General features: G+C 39.7%; 5 protein-coding genes. All 5 read left to right on the top strand.

The window, feature by feature from the left end:
• The first annotated feature begins 1 nt into the window (after position 1).
• Positions 2–6,472, top strand: coding sequence for a non-ribosomal peptide synthetase (locus tag CQ058_RS27270; protein ID WP_105590077.1), 6,471 nt, complete (start codon positions 2–4; stop codon positions 6,470–6,472).
• Positions 6,469–21,375, top strand: a complete 14,907-nt coding sequence (locus tag CQ058_RS27265) for a non-ribosomal peptide synthetase (protein ID WP_105590076.1) — start codon at positions 6,469–6,471, stop codon at positions 21,373–21,375. The genes CQ058_RS27270 and CQ058_RS27265 overlap by 4 nt, the downstream gene beginning before the upstream one ends.
• A 422-nt stretch (positions 21,376–21,797) precedes the next feature.
• Positions 21,798–22,472, top strand: coding sequence for a 4'-phosphopantetheinyl transferase family protein (locus tag CQ058_RS27260; RefSeq protein ID WP_105590075.1), 675 nt, complete (start codon positions 21,798–21,800; stop codon positions 22,470–22,472).
• A gap of 16 nt (positions 22,473–22,488) precedes the next feature.
• The gene (locus CQ058_RS27255; protein ID WP_002191555.1) at positions 22,489–23,211 is read left to right on the top strand and encodes a thioesterase II family protein; all 723 of its coding nucleotides are present in this window, start codon (positions 22,489–22,491) and stop codon (positions 23,209–23,211) included.
• Positions 23,212–23,746: 535 nt separating this feature from the next.
• The coding region (locus CQ058_RS27250) for an RNA-guided endonuclease TnpB family protein (RefSeq protein WP_142396417.1) at positions 23,747–24,265 on the top strand (519 nt) is incomplete at its 3' end.

Genomic DNA, 24,265 nt, shown 5'->3' with positions numbered 1-24,265 from the left:
GATGGGAGACGTTATAGATATATATGGATTATCACCTTTGCAAAAAGGAATACTGTTTCATACTTTATACGATCAAGATGATGAACATTCTTTTTCCTACATTGTACAAGTAGGCTTCTTGCTCGGGGGGCAATTGGATGTTGCTACTTTTGAAAAGGCTTGGGAATATGTTATTCATCGACATGAGGTTCTACGTTCAGTATTTGTGTGGGAGGAAGTAGAAAAACCTCTGCAAGCAGTTTACCAACGTCTTCCTTTTACTATTCATCAAGAGGATTGGAGTGCCCATTCATATGAGGAGAGGGAGAAGAAATTACACCAGTTTTTGATTGCAGATCGTAGAAAAGGATTTTTATTGGATGAAGCACCATTGATGAGAGTCACTGCGATTAAAGAAGCAGAAGAGGAAACGAGAATCATTTGGACACATCATCATATTTTGCTAGATGGGTGGAGTTTGTCATTGGTCTTTAGTGAAGTGATGGAAGTTTATCTCAAGATGATAAAGGGAGAATTGTTGAATCCACCTAAATCTCTTCCTTACAAAAAATATATCCAGTGGATAAATAAGCAAGATCAAAGTAAAGCAGAGGAATTTTGGAAAGAAGAATTAAAGGGATTTTATGCACCTACACCATTAGAGATGGAAAGAAAGGATCAAGGAGAGGATAAGGGCTATGGAGAGTGTACTTATCAAATATCTGAGGAACTTACTAAGAATTTACAAGAGTGGGTACGAAATAGTCGATTAACATTGAATACATTAGTACAAGGCGCATGGGCTTACTTGATGAGTAGGTATAGCGGTGAAAGTGACATCGTGTTTGGCGTAACTAGCTCTGGACGTCCTACTGATTTGATAGGAGCAGAGAATATGGTGGGTCTATTTATTAACACATTACCTACTAGAATTCGATTAACGGATGATACATCAGTAGTAGATTGGCTTCGTAAAATACAGATGAAAGAAATGGAACGAAGACAATATGAGTATAATTCGTTGGTTGATATTCAAGGGTGGAGTGAGGTTCCGCGGAATAGTTCCCTATTTCATACCTTGTATGTATTTGAAAATTATCCAATTCAAGGTGAGAGAAATGATGATTTAAGATTACTAGAGGTTCAAAGCGTAGAACAAACAAATTATCCTTTAACACTCATTGTAATGCCTGGTAAGGAAATTACTTTAAAGTTGATGTATGACCGAAGCTATTTCAATGAAGAAACAATAAATCGTATTCAGGGTCACTTATTGCAAACATTAATTCAGATGACGAAGAGCCTAGATTCAAAGCTCTCCGAAATTACTCATTTAACAATGGAAGAGCAGACACAGTTACTAGAGGAATGGAATAATACTAAAGTAAAATATTCAGCTGAAGGCATGATTCATACGATATTTGAGGAGCAAGTTAAGAAAACGCCAGAAGCAATCGCGGCTATTTACGAAAATGAACAAATTACCTATAAAGAGTTAGATGAACGCGCTAATCAGCTAGCTCATTATTTACAAAAGCGTGGTGTAGTTCCAGAGTCTCTAGTTGGGGTATATATGGAACGCTCATTACAAATGATGATAGCGTTATTAGGGATTCTAAAATCAGGAGGAGCGTATGTTCCACTTGACCCTACTTATCCAGAGAGTCGGCTTCGTTATATATTAGAGGATGCTGGAATTGAAGTACTAGTGACGGGGGGGAATTCTAAAAATTTATATATATATGAACAGATTGAAACGATTTATATGAATCAAGATTATACTGCAATTGAAGAAGAAGAATCAACCCCATGTATAAGTGGAGTAACAGGAAGAGGTTTAGCGTATGTTATGTATACTTCAGGATCTACAGGGAATCCAAAGGGAGTGATGATTGAGCATCATTCAGTGATTAATTATCTTGAATGGATGCAACATCAATATCCACTTTCTGAAAAGGATGTTATCTTGCAGAAAACACCATTTTCATTTGATGTATCTGTTTGGGAGTTATTTTGGGGTATTAGCGTAGGCGCTTGTGTATCTTTCTTACCTCCAGGTGGAGAGAAAGATCCTACCATTATAGCTGAAGTGATAGAAAAACATCAGGTTACTATTACTCAATTTGTTCCTTCGATGTTATCTGTTTTCTTAGATCATTTCACTCATATTGAGTTAAAAATAAAATGTTCGTCCGTGCGTCATGTATTTTCTGGTGGGGAAGAGCTAAGTTCAGGATTGGTTAGACGGTTTCAACAGCAATGGAATCAGAGCGGGCAAGTAAAATTAACCAACTTTTATGGACCAACTGAAGCAACTATTTACGTAAATGCATTTGACATTCAACCTAATCAAGAATTTGTTTCTATTGGGCAGCCGATACAGAACACGCAATTATATGTATTAGACCAAAATCAACGCTTGCAATCAATAGGGATAGAGGGTGAGTTATATATTGGTGGTGCCGGTTTAGCTCGTGGATACTTAAATCGTCCGAATCTCACTGCCGAAAAATTCGTTTCGCATCCATTTCGATTGGGAGAACAACTATATCGAACAGGAGATTCAGTAAGATATCTAACTGATGGGAATTTAGAATTTATAGGGAGAATGGACCATCAAGTTAAGATGCGTGGCTTTCGGATTGAGCTTGGAGAAATCGAAGCGACTTTAGAAAAGTATTCGTTTATTAAAGAGGCTGTCGTATTAGTTAGGGAAGATCGCCCGGGTGATCAGCGATTGGTTGCATATGTAATAAGCGACGGAAATACTCAAAATTGGCGAGAGTATCTACAAAATCAATTGCCGAATCATATGATTCCAGCGCATCTTGTAGAGTTAGAACAGTTTCCGCTTACTCCGAATGGAAAAATTGATCGAAAAGCTTTGCCAGCACCTGATGAGCAACCTATGGGAGATTTTAATGTTTTACCTCGGACACCAACGGAAGAGCTTATTGCCTCTGTTTGGAGTCAAGTGTTAGGAATAGAAAATATCGGTATTCAGGATTCCTTCTTTGAACAGGGTGGACACTCACTGCTCGCTACTCAAATCGTCTCTCGATTACAAGAATTGTTCCAGATTAAAATCCCGCTACGTGAACTGTTCAAGCACGATACAGTGGAATCATTAGCGGAACGAGTAGATCAGTTGCGCAAAGAAGATAAAAAGCGAGAGGTTCCACCCCTTGTACCTATGAAGCGGGAAGAATCTATTCCACTTTCCTATGCACAGAAACGCCTATGGTTTATTGACCAATTAATGCCAAATAATGCGATGTACAATATTCATGCAGCGTGTCGCTTAACTGGAAAGTGGTCAATTGAAGCATTGGAGGCCGGATGGAATCAGTTGTTGGAACGTCATGAATCATTAAGGACGATAATTCTAGAACAAGAGGGTGAACCTTTTCAACAGGTTCAATCTCATGTATTCAGACATATCCCTCAAACAGATCTAACAGACCTTTCTTTGGAAGATAGGAAAAGGGAAATGAAACGGCTCATTCAAAACGAAGCGGAGGAAACATTTCATTTTGGGCAAGGTCCTCTGATTCGAACACGAATATTGAAAGTGGACAGGGAAGAATGGGTTCTCCTTTGTACGATGCATCATATTATTTCAGATGGGTGGTCAATGGGAATCTTACTTGAAGAATGGATGGCTTTTTATGAAGGAGCACTAAGCGAAAAACCGCCGGAATTAAAGGAGTTATCTATTCAATTTGCAGACTTTGTCATGTGGCAGAAGGAATGGCAAAAAGAAGAGAATTTGGATCAGCACCTCCAATATTGGAAGGAAGAATTGTCTGGGGAGCTACCGGTTTTACAATTACCGATGGATCGTCCTCGACCTGCGGTTCAAACCCACCGTGGTGCGAGTCAGTCCTTAATGGTGGCGAATTCCCTACAGGAAAAGCTCAAAGGTTTAAGTTTGCAAGAAGGATCCACTTTATTTATGACATTGATGGCAGCGTATCAAAGCTTCCTTTCTCGTTATTCAGGACAAGACGACATCTTGGTTGGGAGCCCAATTGCAAATCGAAATGTTAAAGAGATTGAAGGATTAATAGGTTTCTTTGCAAATACGTTGGTTTATCGAGCTGATTTCAGTGGAAATCCGACGTTCCAAGAACTTTTGTCGCAGATACGAAAAAAAGCACTAAAAGCATACGAGTATCAGGACATTCCATTTGAGAAAGTGGTAGAATCTGTAAAACCGGAACGAAATACAAGTCATTCACCGATATTTCAAACCATGTTTACTTTACAGAATACGAAACAAGAGTTTCCTCAGCTATCTGAAAGACACATGGAACTCATGGAAAGTCATACTTCTGTGGCGAAATTTGATTTGAGTTTATTTGCTTCTGAGACGGAAGAAGGATTATCGCTAACCTTTGAATATAATACTGATTTGTTTAATGATACAACCATTGAACGTATGGCAAGTCATTTTGAACATTGGTTATATCAAATTGTATCTCATCCAAAAGATTTATTATCGGAAATGAATATGTTATCAAAAGTGGAATATAAGCAACTACTAGAGGAATGGAATGAAACAGGTGTTGTAGATATACGAGAAAGCACAATTCATACATTATTTGAAGAACAAGTGGAAAAAACACCAGAAGCAATTGCAGTAGTGTGCGAAGATGAAGAACTAACATATCGAGAGTTGGACGAACGCTCGAATCAACTGGCACATTATTTACAGAAAAATGGTGTAGTATGCGAATCATTGGTTGGGATTTGCGTTACACGTTCATCCGTGATGATTGTCGGCCTCTTAGGAATTATGAAGGCAGGAGGAGCATATGTCCCAATTGATCCAGCGTATCCGGAAAGTCGACTGAAATACATTTTAGAGGACGCTCAAATAAAGGTACTGGTGACACAGGAAAAGATAAAACAAAAGATGGTTATACCTAAATCCGTTGACGTGATTTGTATTGATCGTGATCGAGAAGAAATAGAACAAGAAGCAACTACGGTGTGTACGAGTGAAGCGACGGGAGATAACTTAGCCTATATTATCTATACTTCAGGTTCAACTGGAAATCCAAAGGGAGTAATGATTGAGCACAGGAATACAGTAACAATGATTCATTGGGCGCATCACACATATTCCCGAAGGGATTTAGCGGGAGTGTTGGCTTCAACTTCTCTATCCTTTGATCTATCCGTTTTTGAAGTGTTTGTTCCCTTAACGATGGGTGGTAAGGTAATTGTCGCTGAAAATGCTCTACATCTAGACAAGTTGTCTACCAAGGGTGTGACTTTGGTCAATACTGTGCCATCGGCAGCGAAGGAACTGGTTCGAGCAAAAACAATTCCTTCTTCGGTAAAGGTGATGAATTTGGCTGGAGAACCATTACCATATTCACTTGTTCAAGATTTATACGAGAGAAGTACGATTGAGAAGATGTACAACCTATATGGACCGTCCGAAGATACTACGTATTCCACATATATGGAATTAGAAAAGGGTGTCATGTATAGGGTACCACCAATTGGTAAACCAGTCTTCAATGCAGAAGTATATGTACTGAGTGCTGAACAAAAAATGGTTCCAATTGGTGTAGTTGGTGAGCTTTACATTGGTGGATCAGGATTAGCACGTGGGTACTTAAACCGTCCTGACTTAACGCAAGATTGTTTTATACCGCATCCGTTTAAAGAAGGAGAGCGAGTATACCGGACTGGAGACCTAGTAAGGTATCTGCCAGATGGAAATTTGGAGTATCTTGGCCGAATCGATCATCAGGTAAAAATTCGTGGGTTCCGGATTGAACTAGGAGAAATTGAAGCGACATTACAAAAGCATACATTAGTTAACGAAGTCATTGTGATGGTGCGGGAAGATTATCCTGGTAATCCACGTTTGGTTGCCTATGTTGTGGGAGATGGGGATGCTCATAAGTGGCGTGATTATCTCAAGGTCCAGTTGCCAAATTACATGATTCCAGCCTATTTTGTCGGATTGAATGCATTTCCACTCACTCCAAATGGAAAGATTGATAGGAAGGCCTTACCAGTACCAGAGAGACAGGAGATAGTGAGGGGTTATATTGCTCCCCGTACACCTACGGAAAAAACAATCGTTTTAATATGGCATCAAGTTTTAGGTGTAGAAAATATTGGAGTGCAGGATTCGTTTTTTGAAATAGGTGGGCATTCATTACTTGCTACACAAGTTGTTTCCAATCTTAAAGAGGCTTTTGGAATCGAGTTACCATTGCATGATCTATTTACGTTTCATACGGTGCAACAATTGGCAAAACAGATTGATCAATTGTTCTATAACAAAAATCAAGAAATACAGAATGATAGTAAGGAGAATGTAAGTCTTCAAGACTATATTCAAAAAGAAGCAGAAGTGAGTAATGATGAAGAATTACTTGAACTACTTAAGCAATTAGAAGAGCTATCAGAAGAAGAAGCACAAGGAATATTCGAGAGTAATTTAGTTGAGGAAGGGGTAAAAAAATGAGAAGTGATTTACATGCAAAGCTGAGTTCACTTTCTCCTGAGAAAAGAGCTTGGCTTCAGAAGCAAATGCAAAAAAAGGAGAATAAAGAAGCACTTCCGTTGTCTTATGCACAACAACGTTTGTGGTTTATGGACAGCTTTAACCCAAACAGTTCTTTATATAATATTCCAACGGTATGGCATCTAAAAGGAAATTGGATTCCTGAAGCATTAGAAAAGGGATTCAATCGACTCATTGAACGTCATGAATCATTACGAACCGTTTTTAAAGAAGTAGGAGAACAACCTGTACAACAAATTGTCGAATTCCTTCCTAGAGCATTACCTGTAAGGGATTACTCGCAACTTCCTCTAGAAGTAAAAGAAAAAGAGGTAGATAGTTTAATTGCGAGAGAAGCGCAAGAACCATTTGATTTAATGAATGGCCCTTTAATTCGTAATCAGCTTGTTCAATTAGGAAAGGATGAATGGTTATTACTATGTACGATGCATCATATTATTTCTGATGCTTGGTCCATCGGTATACTCATGAATGAATTACTTACTTTCTATGAAGAAGAAACGGGCGGGAATCCTGCTAAATTAAGTTCACTATCCATTCAATATGCAGACTTTGCGAAGTGGCAAAAGGAGTGGTTGCAAGGTGATGTGTTAAATCGTCAACTTACGTATTGGGAGGAAGAATTGTCTGGGGAGCTTCCTATATTACAACTGCCAGTGAACCGACCTCGACCGGTTACGCAAACTTACGCTGGGGATACGCATCACGTGATTTTTCCTTATAGATTACTCAATCAATTAAAGGATATAAGTCGACAAGAAGGATCTACCTTATTTATGACTTTAATGGCTGCATACCAGAGCTTTCTTGCTCGTTATACGGGGCAAAAAGATATTCTAGTCGGAAGTCCGATTGCAAATCGGAATCATAAGGGAGTAGAAGGATTAATCGGTTTCTTTGTTAATACGTTGGTTTACCGATCAGATTTGAGTGGCACCCCTACTTTTCGGGAGATTTTGAACCAAACAAAGAAAAAGGCGTTAAAAGCTTACGAATATCAAGATATACCATTTGAAAAAGTGGTAGAAGCTGTGCAACCTGAACGAAGTATGAGCCATTCTCCTATCTTTCAGACCATGTTTACACTACAGAATATAAAACAAGAACGACTAGATTTGCCTGGTAGAAGTATCGAAATGGTAGAAAGTAATATGTCTATTGTAAAATTTGATCTGAGTTTAACTGCCTACGAAGTGGAAGAAGGCCTATTTGTCTCATTTGAATACAACACGGATTTATTTGATAGTAGTACCGTTGCACGTATGGCAGGCCATTTTGAGAACTGGTTAAATGAAATCGCGTATCATCCAGATGAATCATATACAAAGCTGTCAATGTTATCGGACACAGAGCAGAAACAACTCCTAGAAGAATGGAATGATACTGACGTAGTTTATGGTCATGAGTGTATGATTCATGAGCTATTCGAGCAGCAAGTTGCACGTACACCTGATGCAGTGGCGGTAGTTTATGAGGGTGGAAAGCTAACGTATCAAGAACTCAATGAAAAATCGAACCAATTGGCACATTATCTACAAAAACGAGGTATAGGACCTGAATCATTGGTCGGTATATGTGTTGAACGTTCTCCTGAAATGATTATTGGTCTCTTTGGGATTTTGAAAGCAGGTGGGGCTTATGTCCCACTGGACCCAAGTTATCCCGAAAACCGCCTGAGATACATTTTAGAGAATTCACAAATTCAAGTGCTGTTAACAAAAGAGGCACTACAGGACTGGTTACCTAAAGATATTCAAGCAATTTGTTTAGACCGGGATCAAGTAATGATTTCTAAAGAGAGTAATTTGGCTCCGGTGAGTGGAGTAACAGCAAATAACTTGGCCTATATCATATACACTTCGGGTTCGACGGGAAATCCGAAGGGAGTAATGATTGAACATCATTCGGTTATCAACCGCCTACAGTGGATGCAGAAAAAGTATCCATTATCTGAGGAGGATACAATCCTACAAAAGACACCGTTTTCATTTGATGTTTCTGTCTGGGAATTATTTTGGTGGTCATTTGTAGGAGCGCGTGTTTGTTTGCTTCAACCAGGAGGAGAGAAAGATCCTGCGGTGATTGAGGAGTGTATCGAACGATATCGTGTGACCACCATGCACTTTGTTCCGTCGATGTTATCTACTTTCTTGGATTATATGGAACAATATAATTCGAAAAGGGATGTATCGTCTTTAAATCAGGTTTTTACTAGTGGAGAAGCATTAAATACTGAACAGGTTTGCCGGTTTAAGGGGGTATTTTACGATGTTCAGCAAACAAAGTTAATTAACTTGTATGGCCCTACCGAAGCGACTGTGGATGTGACTTATTATGATTGTGATTTAGAAAAAGAACCTATGCTTATTCCAATTGGTCGTCCAATTGATAATACAGAGTTGTATGTGTTGGATCAATATCAACAGGTGGTACCGATTGGTGTGGCGGGGGAACTTTACCTTGGAGGAGTAGGCTTGGCACGTGGCTACTTCAATCGACCAGAGTTAACTACTGAACGTTTTATTCCGCATCCCTTTAAGGAAGGGGAACGATTATATCGAACGGGTGACCTGGTGAGATATATGAGTGATCGTAACTTGGAGTATATTGGAAGAATAGATAACCAAGTCAAAATCAGAGGATTCCGAATTGAACTGGGAGAAATCGAAGCAGCTTTACATGATCACTCATCTGTAAAAGAGGCTGTCGTGTTGGTGAAGGAAGATCGACCAGGAGATAAGCAGTTAGTAGCTTATGTAGTGGGTGAAGGGGATACTGGAGAGTGGCGTGAATATCTGAAGAAGCAATTGCCAAATTATATGGTTCCGGCATACTTTTTCCAAGTTGAATCGATGCCACTCACTCCAAATGGTAAGGTGGATCGGAAAGCTTTACTGGAATTGGAGGCACAGTTCATAAGTGAAGATATTACTTCATCAAGAACACCAGTGGAGGAGCTCATCGTTTCTGTATGGAGTCAAGTATTAGGTATAAGAAATATTAGTGTTCAGGATTCTTTTTTTGAAATCGGTGGTCACTCGCTACTAGCTACTCAAGTAGTGTCACGCTTACAAGAAATCTTTCAAATCGAATTACCGGTACGCGAACTATTTGAGTATGCAACGGTGGAGTCACTGGCAAAGCGATTAGATCAGTTACGTAAAGGAGATAGAAAACGAGATATTCCGCCACTAATGCCGATGGAACGAGGGGAAACTATTCCACTATCTTATGCCCAACAGCGCTTATGGTTTATCGATCAATTTACACCTAATAGTGCACTTTACAATATGCCATTAGTATGCCGCCTTACAGGGAGTTGGCTACCTGAGGCATTGGAAACGGGATGGAATCAGCTAATAGAGCGTCATGAATCATTGCGGACGGTCTTTCATGAAGTGAACGGTCAACCCGTACAGCAAATTGAACCGTATGCTTTTCGATTAATTCCGAAAACGGATTTAACTATGCTTTCTCCAGAAGACCGAGAAGAAGAAGTTAAACGTTTGATTCAACAAGAAACAGAAGTGCCATTTGATTTAGGCGAGGGTCCACTGATCAGGACAAGTATTTTGCAAGTGGGAGAGGAAGAATGGATTCTCCTTTGTACTCTACATCATATCATTTCAGATGGATGGTCAATGGGAGTCCTACTTGAAGAATGGATGGCATTCTATGAGAAAACTACGGATGGAAAGGTAGCAGAACTTGAACCATTACCGGTTCAGTATGCCGACTTCGCTCAGTGGCAAAAAGGATGGTTGAAGGCGGAAGTGCTTGATCAACAACTCCAATATTGGAAGGAAGAATTGTCTGGGGAGCTTCCTGTACTCCAACTTCCTATGGATCGCCCGCGTCCCGCAATACAAACTCATGACGGGTCGACATACACTCTGGTTCTGCCAAGCGCGCTACATGACAAATTGAACGAATTTAGTCGCCAAGAAGGGGCTACACTCTTCATGACGCTGTTGGCTGCATATCAAAGTTTTCTATCACGTTATACGGGACAAGAAGATATTCTGGTCGGAAGTCCAATTGCTAATCGAAATTATAGAGAAATTGAAGGACTTATTGGTTTCTTTGTCAACACGTTGGTTTATCGGGCTAATCTGAGTGGTAGACCGACATTTAAGGATGTTCTGTCTCAGGTTCGTCAAAAGGCATTGAAGGCGTATGAATATCAAGATATCCCTTTTGAAAAAATTGTAGAAGTTGTACAACCAGAGCGGAGTACAAGTCATTCGCCAATCTTCCAGACTATGTTCATCTTGCAAAATATGAAACAAGAGTTCCCGGTGTTATCTGGTAGAAGTATTGAAATGATAGAAAGCCATAGTCCAATCGCAAAGTTTGATTTAAGTGTAATGGTAGCTGAGACGGAAGAGGGAGTACGTTTTACTTTTGAATACAATAAGGATTTATTCAATGCCACAACTATTGAACGGATGGCAGGGCACTTTGAGAAATGGCTACATGAAGTTTCCCATTACCCGCAAAATCCGTTGCATAGTCTGAGCATGCTATCGGAACCTGAGCGTACTTTGTTATTAGAAACATGGAATGACACTGTAATGGAAATGCCCCCACAGGGTCTTATTTGCGACAGATTTGAGGAACAAGTAGCAAAGCGTCCTGAAGCGATTGCGGTAGTTGATCAAACAAAAGATTGGACTTACGGTGAACTGGATGCACAAGCAAATCAGTTGGCAAATGTTTTACAGCGAAAAGGAGTTGCTCCAGAGTCAGTCGTGGGAGTTTATCTTCCGAGGTCGGCTGAGCTCATGGTAAGTTTACTAGGCATATTAAAAGCTGGTGGAGCTTATGTCGTTTTAGATCCGTTGTATCCAAAATCAAGGTTAGAATACATGATTGAAGATGCAGGAATTCAATTTATAGTGACGGCGGAAGGACAAGAAGGCCTTTTCGAACAGGTCGAAATGGTGAGGTTAGAAGAGTTAACAGTGGAAAGCGTAATCGCACCTACACGGCAGATAAATCCAGAGAACTTAGCTTACATTGTCTATACCTCTGGTTCTACAGGAAAGCCAAAGGGTGTCATGATTGAATATCGCTCATTAATGAATATGGTTTCTTGGCATCAAGAAGTTTATCGTATTACAGCAGAGGATCGTGCGACTCAGATTGCAGGGATTGCTTTTGATTCGGCTGTTCAGGAGATTTGGCCGTATCTAACTGCTGGTGCAGCACTCTACTTGTCAACAGAGGAACTGAGAATTAATCCAGAAGCACTAAGAGACTGGCTCATTGATTCGCGAATAACAGCTAGTTTTGCACCTACGCCTATTCTGGAAAGACTCTTGAAATTATCTTGGCCAGGTAAAACGGATCTTCGTTTTATCATTACCGGCGGGGATCAATTAACGCAGTATCCATCTAACGATATTCCTTTTGCGGTAATCAATCAGTATGGTCCATCGGAAAATACCGTTGTTACCACGGATTGTTATGTACCTGTAGGAGTGACAACATGTACGCCATCGATTGGTCGACCGATTGCGAATACAGAAGTTTATGTGTTAGATTCTCATCTTCAGCTAGTACCAAGTGGTGTGATTGGAGATCTCTATATTGGAGGGAAGAGTCTTGCTCGTGGATATGCTAATCGTCTGGACCTTACAAAGGAAAAATTTATTTCGCATCCATTCAAGTCAGGAGAACGTCTCTATTACACCGGAGACAAAGCAAGTTATCGTTCTGATGGTGCTCTCCAGTTCCATGGTCGTATAGATGACCAAGTGAAAATTCGTGGTTTCCGGATTGAATTGGGAGAAATAGAAGCAGTCTTGCAGGCACATTCTTCTGTGAAAGAAGCGGTTGTATTGGTACGAGAGGATGATCCAGGCGACAAGAGATTAGTAGCTTATGTAGTTGGTGAAGGAAGTGTCCAAGAATGGCGAGAGCATCTACAAACACATTTACCAAATTATATGGTCCCAACAAACTTTATTGAGATGGAATTTTTACCACTTACACCGAATGGAAAACTTGATTTAAAGGCATTGCCAATACCTAGCAAATTATCTACGGAAAATACCGTTCACGCACGAACTCCGCTAGAAGAACTTATCGCTTCAGTGTGGAGTCAAGTGCTAGGAATAGAAAATATAGGTGTTCAGGATTCTTTCTTTGAACTTGGTGGTCATTCTCTACTTGCTACACAAGTGGTCTCACGCTTGCAAGAAGTCTTTCAAATCAAATTACCGGTACGTGAACTGTTCGAATATTCAACGGTCGAGGCACTGGCGAAGCGATTAGATCAGTTACGTAAGGGAGGCAAAAAACGAGAAATTCCACCATTGATGCCGATGGAACGAGGAAATGCCATTCCACTTTCTTATGCTCAACAGCGCTTATGGTTTATCGATCAATTTACACCTAATAGTGCACTTTATAATATGCCGATGGTATGCCGTCTTACAGGAAATTGGTTACTAGAAGCATTGGAGTTGGGATGGAATCAGTTGATAGAGCGTCATGAATCATTGCGGACAGTATTTCATGAAGTGGACGGTCATCCTGTGCAGAAGATTCAACCGTATACTTTCCGTTCCCTTCCACAAATTGACTTAACTAAGATTTCTCCAGAAGAGAGAGAAAGAGAAGTGGAGCAATGGATTCAAACTGAAGTCGAATCCCCATTTGACTTAGAGCAAGGGCCATTGTTCCGTGGACAAATCGTGAAAATTTCAGAAGAAGAATGGGTTCTTCTGTGTAATATGCATCATATTATCTCGGATGGATGGTCGATGGAAATCTTGCTCCAAGAATGGATGGCATTTTATGAGGAGGCGATTGGTGAAAAACCAGCAGACCTTGCACCACTACCAGTTCAATATGCCGATTTTGCTCAGTGGCAAAGAGAATGGTTGATAGATGAAGTACTAAACCAACAGCTTGCATATTGGAAGGAAGAACTGTCTGGTGAGTTACCAGTCTTAATGTTGCCGATGGATCGTCCCCGTCCTCCGGTGCAAACCCACCATGGATTAACTCATAATGTGTTGTTGTCACGCTCATTACTGGATAAATTAAACGAACTTAGTCGTCAAGAAGGGGCCACGCTTTTCATGACCTTATTGGCATCGTATCAAAGTTTCCTTGCCCGTTATACAGGACAATCAGATATTCTTGTTGGAAGCCCAATTGCGAATCGAAATTATCGAGAAATTGAAGGGTTGATTGGTTTCTTTGTCAACACGTTGGTTTATCGAGCTGATTTAAGTGGCGCACCGGCATTTCAAGAGTTGTTGTCTCAAGTGCGGATAAAAGCATTGAAGGCATATGAGTACCAAGATGTTCCGTTTGAGAAAATTGTGGAGGTTATCCAACCTGAACGAAGTACAAGTTATTCTCCGATTTTCCAAACCATGTTTACTTTGCAAAATACGGGACAAGAGCTACCAAAGCTACATGGACGAAGTATAGAAGTAATGGACAGCCACGCTTCAATCGCCAAATTTGATTTAAGTTTAACTGCCGCAGAAGTGGAAGAGGGCTTATTGCTTACTTTTGTTTATAGGACTGATTTATTTGACAGTTTAACTATTGAATCCATAGCAGAAAATTTTGGGAACTGGTTGAATTTAATCGTGGAACATCCTGATAAATCATTAGCTAAGTTGCCGATACTGTCAGGATTACAGCAAAAACAGTTAGAAGAGTGGAATAATAATGCTGTAGCATATCCACAGGAATTTGGGATTCATCAGCTGTATGAAGAGCAAGTAAATCGTACACCTGACGCGGTGGCAGTGGTAGATGAAAAACAGCAGTTAACCTATCGAGAGCTGAATGAAAAAGCAAACCAATTGGCACATTATCTCCAGAAATGTGGGATTGGGAGCGAGTCATTGGTTGGTCTCTGCTTCCAGCGTTCAGCTGAGATGATTGTCGGTCTCATGGGGATCTTGAAAGCTGGGGCAGCCTATGTCCCGTTGGATCCATCGTATCCAGAAAGTCGCCTACGATATATTCTGGAGGACACAGGGATTCAAGTATTGGTCACGAACGAAGCATTAGAAGGTTGGATAACTGAAGAAATCAAAACAGTTTGTTTGGATCGGGATAAAGCGATGATTTCGCGAGAAAGCACCCTTTCACCAATATGTGAAGTGACAGGAGAAAACTTGGCGTATGTAATCTATACTTCGGGATCAACAGGGAATCCGAAGGGAGTTATGGTAGAGCATCACAATGTGATTCGTTTATTTAAATCGACGGAATGTTGGTATCAGTTTGATGAAAAAGATACTTGGACGCTTTTCCATTCTTATGCGTTTGACTTCTCGGTATGGGAGATTTGGGGGGCATTACTCCATGGCGGAAGATTGATTGTTGTTCCTTACTGGATTAGTCGATCGCCCAAGGATTTCTATCAACTGTTAGTAAAGGAAAAGGTTACGGTTCTTAATCAGACACCATCCGCATTTCGACAATTGATACAAGTGTGTGAACAAGAAGATGAGAAGAAAGACTTGCATCTGCGCTATGTCATATTTGGTGGGGAAGCACTCGATCCTACCAGCTTGGTACCATGGTTTCAAAGGTATGGAGGGCAGGAACCACAGTTAATTAATATGTATGGAATTACAGAAACTACCGTTCATGTTACGTATTATCCAATTACTCAAGATGATGTGCAGCATGCTTCAAGAAGTAATATAGGAAAACAGATTCCAGATTTAGAAGTGTATGTACTAGACGCTTGTCAACAACCTGTGCCTATTGGCGTAGCTGGCGAACTATTTATTGGTGGAGCAGGACTTGCACGTGGATATTTAAACAGACCCGAATTGACTGCAGAGCGTTTCATTCCTCATCCATTCAGTAGTGACCCAGGAGCGCGATTATATCGGACAGGAGACTTAGCGAGATACTTACCTGATGGAAATCTGGATTATCTTGGGCGGATTGATCACCAGGTGAAAATCCGTGGTTTCCGAATTGAGCTCGGAGAAATTGAATCTGCTTTAAACGCACATGTCTCCATAAAAGAGGCTGTTGTAATTGTTCGAGAAGATCAGCCGGGTGATAAACGGTTGGTGGCATATGTCGTGGGTGATGGGAATGTAGGTGAGTGGAGAGATTATCTCAAGGCGGAACTACCAAGCCATATGGTTCCTTCAGGATTTGTGATGATGGAAGCCATTCCACTAACTGCTAACGGAAAAGTTGATCGTAAGGCCTTACCTGTACCAGAGGAGAGGAAAATCGAAAGTGAATGTGTTGCCACGCGGAATGGTAACGAAGAAACACTGGCCACCATTTGGAAGCAAGTATTAGGGATTAAAAAGGTGGGAATCCATGATAACTTCTTTGAAATTGGTGGAGACTCGATTCTCAGCATTCAGATTGTCTCTCGTGCGAAGCAAGCAGGTTTGCAATTGACGCCAAAGCAAATGTTTGAACACCAAACGATTGCTGAGTTGGCGCAAGTAGTCAATGAAGAACGGGGTGTACAAGCAGAGCAGGGAGTTATAACTGGAGAACTGATCCTTACACCAATCCAGCAATGGTTTTTTGCACAAGATCATCCAAACCCACACCATTGGAATCAATCCATGTTTTTTAGAACAAAAGAGCGACTGGATATAGTATTACTGGAGAAAGCTGTGCGTACCCTTCTAATCCATCATGATGCCTTGCGTTTAAGATATGAACGGTTACCGAATGGAGCTTGGAAACAGTGGAACGAAGGGATCGAAGAACAATCGACGCTGACCGTTATTTCATTAGACGAAGTGCCGCAAGCAGAATGGCATCAAGTGATTCAAGCGGAGATTGACACTGCACAAGCAAGCTTGCACTTACACGCAGGACCGCTAATGAGAATGGTGTATTTTGATGAAGGTGAGAAAAGAGCCGGCCGATTATTCTGGGTGATTCATCACTTAGCAGTGGATGGTGTTTCTTGGCGGATTTTACTGGAGGATCTGCAAACGGCGTATAATCAAGCGAGCCAGGATCAGATGATCCAATTACCTACAAAGAGTACATCCTTTAAAGCGTGGTCGGAGAAATTGCATCATTACGCTGAAGCTGGGATTGTGCAAGAAGTGCGTGATTACTGGGAGCAGCAATCCGAACAAGAAGTGGCTATGCTACCAGTGGATACCACCCTCGAAGTTCCAGCCAACACAGGAACCGAGGAGATTACCGTGGTGCTGGATGAGAAAGAGACTCGTACGTTATTGAAAGAGATTTCAAGCACTCATCGTGTCCAAATCAATGAAGTACTATTGACAGCATTGGTACAGGCTACGGCAGCATGGACAGGTCATCCGGCGCTGACCGTGGATTTGGAGGGGCATGGTCGGGAAGAGATTATCGAAGACGTTGACCTATCTAGAACCGTGGGGTGGTTTACAAGTATTTATCCTGTTCACTTAAATATTACCGGTGCTGACACGCCAATTGCAGCATTAAAAGCAGTTAAAGAACAAGTGCGTAAAATTCCTAATAAGGGTGTTGACCATGGAATTTTGCGGTATCTGAACACAACAATATGTGAGCAATGGGGGTCTCAACATACACCGTCTATTAGTTTTAACTATCTTGGACAATTTGACCAAATGTTTTCTGACGATGCAATACTTATTCCAGAGAACGGATTTAAGCGCTTAGATCATGCTTCTGGTTCCAAGCGATCGCATTTAATTGATGTAATTGGAATGGTAACGGATGGGAAACTTCAGTTCACTTGGGTATACAATGTAGGACAATATGCGAAATCAACGATTCAAAGTATTGCAGAGAATATGCTCCATCAACTAAGTAAATTGATTCAATCTGCGGGTGGAGAATCTGCACTGACCGTTTCAGATTTTGTGATGGCTAATCTTGACCAAGCCAGTTTGACAAAAGTATTAACCAAGATGAATCGTGGAAATAATTATCCGATTACCGATTTATATCCACTATCGCCTTTGCAAGAAGGTATGATTTTCCATACATTGCATGACCAAGGGGAGGAACATGTAGCGCCTTATATAGTGCAATTAAGTTTCATGATTAGAGGAGAATTGGATATTGCTACTTTCGAACAGGCGTGGAAATCGGTAATTCAGCGGCATGAAATTTTCCGCTCAGCTTTCCTTTGGGATGAAGTTGAAGAGCCTTTACAAGTGGTGTATGAGAGTGTTCCATTTAAGGTGAATGTAGAAGATTGGCGTACGCTGACTGCTGAAGAAAAAGAAGAGAAAAGAAAAGCCTTTTTGGCATTGGATCGAAAACAAGCCTTTCTTTTTGATAAAGCGCCATTGATGCGGGTGACTGTCATTCAAGAAGGTGAGGAAGAATATCGGATTGTTTGGACACATCACCATATTCTGTTGGATGGATGGAGCCTACCACTGGTCTTTAACGAATTGCTTACAGTTTACCAGAAGAGAATGAATGGAGAAGCCGTGCATTTACCTAATTCATCGCCATACAAGAAATATATTCAATGGCTAAGAGAACAGAATCAGGAGCAGGCGGAGCAATTCTGGAGAGAGAAACTTAAAGGTTTTACAGCTCCAACCCTGCTGGGCTTAGAAAGTAAAGAGCAAGAAAAAGGTTACACAGAGAAGGTAACTTATTTATCAGAAGAGCAAACCCAAGCGTTACAAAACTGGGCGAAGCGCAATAGGCTCACTTTGAATACAGTAATTCAAGGTGCGTGGGCGTATCTCATGAGCCGGTATAGTGGAGAAGATGAAATTGTCTATGGTGTAACTAGCTCAGGACGCCCTACGGAGATTATTGATGTTGAAAACATTGTAGGTCCTTTTATTACCACATCACCGACGCGAATTCAGTTGATAGATAATATAAAAATAATGGATTGGTTGCAGAAGATACAAGAGGAAGAGATAGAAAGAAGACAATATGAATATGCTTCTTTGACAGAGATTCAAGGATGGAGTGAAGTTCCTAGAGGAACCCCGCTGTTCCATAGCTTGTATGTGTTTGAAAACTACCCAGTGAAAGAGGAGTCCTCAGGAAATCTAGAAATTGGTGGGTTGGAAGGAGTAGAGCAAACTCATTATCCATTAGGATTGACAGTTGTCCCAGAAAGCCAGTTGTTGTTAAAGTTGAAGTATGATCGTAGCAAGTTTAATGGTCTCACTATTGAACGGATGCTGGGGCATTTAAGCCAGGTGTTAAAGCAAATGATCGAGAACGTTGATCAAACTCTGTCGGAGCTGGTGTATGTTACGGAAATAGAACAGAAACAACTACTGGAAGAATGGAATGATAATGCAGCAGCGTATCCACGTGAAAGTGTGATCCACAAACTTTTTGAAGATCAAGTGGATCGTACACCTGATGCGGTGGCAGTGGTGGATGAAAATCAGCGGTTGACGTATCGAGAGCTGAATGAGAAAGCAAACCAATTGGCCCATTATCTTCAGAAAATGGGGATTGGGACGGAGTCATTGGTCGGGCTTTGTTTCCAACGTTCAGTTGAGATGATTGTCGGTCTCATGGGAATCTTGAAAGCTGGATCAGCCTATGTTCCGCTGGATCCATCGTATCCAGAAAGTCACCTACGATATATTCTGGAGGACACAGGAATTCAAATATTGGTTACGAACGAAGTATCACAAGGTTGGATGCCTGAAGAAGTTGAAACAGTTTGTTTGGACCGAGATCAAGCAATGATTTCGCAAGAAAACACTCTTTCACCAATATGTAAAGTAACAGGAGAAAACTTGGCGTATGTTATCTACACTTCAGGTTCGACCGGGAATCCAAAAGGGGTTATGGTGCAGCATCATTCGGTATTAAATCTATCCTATGGTTTACAGAAAGAGGTTTTTTCACATCGGGCACATGATAACATGCGCGTTGGTCTAAATGCCTCAATCGCCTTTGATTCATCCGTTAAACAATTACAAATGCTTTTGTATGGTTCTAGTTTGTATATTATTTCAACAGAAGTTCGCAGTGATCCTCAACAGTTTATATCTTATATTCGGGAGAATAAGTTGGAAATGTTCGATATAACACCTTCACTACTCCAATTACTCATAGATGAGGGGTTGTTAGAAACAAACGATAGTGTTCATGTTCCAAGCAAGGTACTGGTCGGTGGAGAAGCGATTATGCCATCACTGTGGGAACAACTAGTAGAGAATGACCATATCCATTTTTATAATGTATATGGTCCTACGGAATGTACGGTTGATGCGACATGCTATCGTATCAAAAAAGATAGTAAGAGAGTAACCATTGGGCGTCCGTTGCCAAATGTTCAAGCCTATGTATTGGATGAGAAGTTGTTACCTGTTCCAGTTGGTGTAACGGGTGAACTTTATATCGGTGGAGCAGGCTTAGCGAGAGGATACTTGAATCGTCCAGAGTTAACGTTAGAACGTTTTATTCCACATCCATTTAATGAAGGAGAACGGTTATACCGGACGGGAGATCTAGTCCGTTATTTAGCTGATGGCCATTTGGATTATCTGGGAAGAATCGATAATCAAGTGAAAATTCGAGGATTCCGGATTGAGCTTGGAGAGATTGAAGCGAATTTAGAAAGTCATCCATCGGTGAAAGAGGCGGTAGTCTTGATAAGAGAGGACCAACCAGGAGATCAGAGATTGGCTGCCTATGTGGTGGGTAAAGGAAGTATGCATGAATGGCGTGAGCATCTCAAGAGGCAAGTACCGAATTATATGATTCCTGCACACTTTATTGAGGTTGATGCGATTCCCCTTACAACAAATGGGAAGGTTGATCGAAAGGCACTGAACAGCTTAACGATTCAAAGAGAAAGTACCTTTTCTACACCAATCATCCCACGGGATGAAATCGAGTATCAGCTGATTACAATCTGGCAGGATTTGCTACAGTTAGAAGATATCCATGTAAACGATGATTTCTTCAATATAGGAGGTCACTCTCTCCTTGTAATCAAATTGATTTCAAAGGTCAGAGAGAAATTTGGAAAAGAGATTAAGGTGCCCGCACTAATTAAGAATCCGACAGTGGAAGGAATCGCTTGTCTCATCCGTGAGAATCATCGTATGGAAGAATCATTATCGGTTCTGGTTCCATTACAAGAATCAGAGAAAAGACCTTTCTTCTGTGTTCACCCGTTTATGGGTAATGTACTCTGTTACATTCAGCTAGCAAGGTTACTCAAGGATCAATGCTCATTTTATGGTCTACAGAATCCTCTCGTAGAGAAAGAAGGAATGAACGGGTTGATTTTATCGGAAGTAGTTCAACTCTACATCGAGGAAATGAAGCGGGCTCAGCCAGAGGGGCCGTATCGTCTGGGAGGATGGTCTCTGGGCGGTGCCATCGCCTATGAAATCGCAACTATGCTACGGAACCAGGGAGAAGAAGTTGAGGTGTTGGTACTATTGGATACCAAGGTGCCTTCAGAACGGGATTACAAGACAGAGGATGAAATGCTATCTTATATATTGGAGCATTTCATCCATATAGAGCTAGTGGATCAGGAAGAAGAGCTTGTTCATCAACAGGACATGCTTGTTGAGCAATTAATTGTGGAAGGAGTGCTCCCGCCTGATGCAAATCTTACGAATTTGAAGCAAATTATCAATGCTCACAGGAAATGTCTGAATTTAATGGCAGAGCATGATTTAACACCATATTTTGGGGAAGTCATTTACTTTAGTGCTGAGGAAGGTAAAGAATTGTTTACGGATTGGAAGCCTTTATTAAAAGGAAGAGTGAATATGTATTCGGTCCCTGGATCACACGAAGAAATAGTAGCTTCCCCCGCAGTTGAAAAGTTAGCTAAGTATCTACTAAATGAATTAGAAGGAATAAAAGAGACATCCCTTTCGCTAACGGAAAAGTAGAGAGCACAAAAGAGGCAACTTTATAAACGAACATTGTTATTATTAAAGTTGTTATTTGTGAGTAGTAGTGTAAATAAAGAGAGCAGTCCAAAAACTGCACATCAAGTGTAGGAGATTATGTATATATCAAGAGCATTACTTTTTAAGGGGCTAATGAAAAATTGCTTGATAGGGACATAGAAACATATATGAGTTGTTCATAGTATGCTGTAAATTCTCGGAAGTTTTTGTACCAGAAGCGAATGCTTTGATGATATTGCTGAGGAAAGGTGTATATTTTCATTGATATGTAAATATGCACCTTTTCTATTATATTTGCACTTGAATAAATGCAAGTTAGAAAATGAAATTGAATTTCTATAACGTATACATAGGAAGACATCCTTTTAAAAAGGAAGTGATTTATCATACAAATTCATGCTGTGAAAATACCAAAGAATATTGAAAATCATTTGTTTAATCAATTTAGTAACTTGATTTCAAATGAGAAGAGAGAACGAATGAAGCGTTTATTAAATTTATGTGATATTAATAGGACTTTGATAGGAGATTTATTAATCCGTTCCCTAATTTGCCAAAAATATAAAATTAATAATGAAGAAATTAAATTTATATATAATGAGTACGGAAAACCTTTTGTTCAAAATTTTTCTGACTTTCACTTTAATATTTCGCATTCAGGAGAATGGGTGGTCTGTGCCACTGCTAATTCTAATGTAGGTATTGATATTGAAAGAGTTTCAGACATAGAGGCTCTTAAATTAGCAAATGAATTTTTTTCAGAGGAAGAATTTTATGATTTATCTAATATGAATTCTGATGAACAAATCAATTGTTTTTTTGATTTATGGACATTAAAAGAAAGCTATATAAAAACGATTGGTAAAGGACTTTATATCCCGTTAAATTCATTCTCTGTAAAAAAAGAGTCACGAACTTTAATTTCATACAAGAATATACCTCAAAACTTTTACTTTAGACAATATAATATTGAGCCAAATTATAAGATATCTGCTTGTGCAACACGTGATGAATTACCGAATGGGATAATAATTAAAGACTTTTATACAATTGGCCAAAATATAAACAAATTTTAAAGTAAGGAGAAAATCTATGAATAAGACTAAACTTTTTTGCTTTCCACATGCCGGGGGCTCTGCGTTTAGTTACTCAAAATGGAAAAATTACTTTAATCCACATATTGAAGTAGTTCCAATAGAGTTAGCTGGTAGAGGATATAGAATTGAAGAAAGCCTGTACCAGAGCATGGAAGAGGCTGTAAATGATGTCTACAATAGTATAGTCAAGCAACTAGATAATTCGCCCTATATTTTATATGGGCATAGCATGGGAAGTTTGATTGCCTATGAATTAGCTAGAAAAATACAGGATTCTAATAATGTATTGCCTGAATTTCTTGTTTTATCCGGTAGAAATCATCCTAATAGTAAGATAAAAAATATTCGACATAACCTACCCGATGAACAATTCAAAAATGAAGTTATTGCAATGGGGGGTACATCAACCGAGGTACTACAATCAGAAGAATTAATGGGAATTTTTCTCCCCATTCTAAGAGCAGATTTTAAAATTGTAGAGACATATATACATAACAACAATATACGAGCATGTGACATTGATTTTCTTGTATTGAACGGAAAAAATGATGAGTTAACTACATATGATGAGGTGAAAAAATGGAAACAATACACAAGTAAATCGTGTACCTTCAATTCATTTGAAGGTAATCATTTCTTTCTAAATGAAAATATTGAAGAAATAGCAAGTGGTATTATAAGAAAGTTAGAATCTAAAAGATTTTCAACTAGTTTTTAGAATATTTCTAGGTATACTTATGGTTGAAAAATAAAAATATTAAAGGTGAAAAATACAGGTTCTGTTGAAACATCATTGAATAAAGAGATAGAATCTTAAACAAACTTTTCAATGACAGGTAATGATGTAATTCTAAGTAATTTGTTCATGAATAAAATTTTAGATTGGGAAAACTTCACCTATAGGTGAAGTTTTCTTTTTTCATATAATTGTAGTTTTTGTTGTTAAATTATTTTGCTTAATTATGGTATTTTAAGTTTACATAATATTATTATGCTTAATTTTGATTAATAATGCATTTTTAAAAAGTACTAGAGACAAGTAATATAATTCATAGTTATAGATTTTATTATTTTAGCCAAGAAGACTCCTTCCTCAAGGAACGCGAAGTGAGTAGGTGGGAAATGAATTGGCTTCGGACAAGGGATGGCAGGAAGCCATCTTAATTGTTCGACATACATAAACTGTTACTTCACTACCTATCGAATGTACGTTTGTTGTATAATAGACACATATCGAAATGGGGGTGAAACGAATGATGATCAATAAAGCATATAAATTTCGTATCTATCCAAATAAAGCACAAGCGACCCTAATCAATAAAACAATTGGCTGTTCTCGTTTTGTATTCAATCATTTCCTATCTCTATGGGATAATGCATACAAAGAAACAGGGAAAGGTTTGACATATGGTACATGCTCTGCCAAACTTCCTGCCATGAAGAAAGAGTTTGTTTGGCTCAAAGAAGTGGATAGTATTGCGATTCAGTCGTCTGTTCGCAACCTTGCGGATGCTTATACACGCTTTTTCAAAAAACAAAACAGTGCCCCGCGTTTCAAATCTAAGAAGAACAACGTACAATCTTATACCACAAAACAAACAAATGAAAACATTGCCGTTGTAGGAAACAAAATAAAATTGCCAAAACTAGGTCTTGTTCGATTTGCCAAAAGTCGTGAAGTAAATGGACGTATTTTAAATGCTACAGTTAGACGGAACCCTTCTGGCAGATACTTTGTGTCATTGTTAGTTGAAACAGAAGTGCAAGAACTT

Origin of the sequence: Bacillus sp. MYb56, from assembly GCF_002976445.1 — a bacterium.
Taxonomy (GTDB): Bacteria; Bacillota; Bacilli; order Bacillales; family Bacillaceae_G; genus Bacillus_A; species Bacillus_A mycoides.
This window is presented reverse-complemented; position numbering and strand designations above follow the sequence as displayed.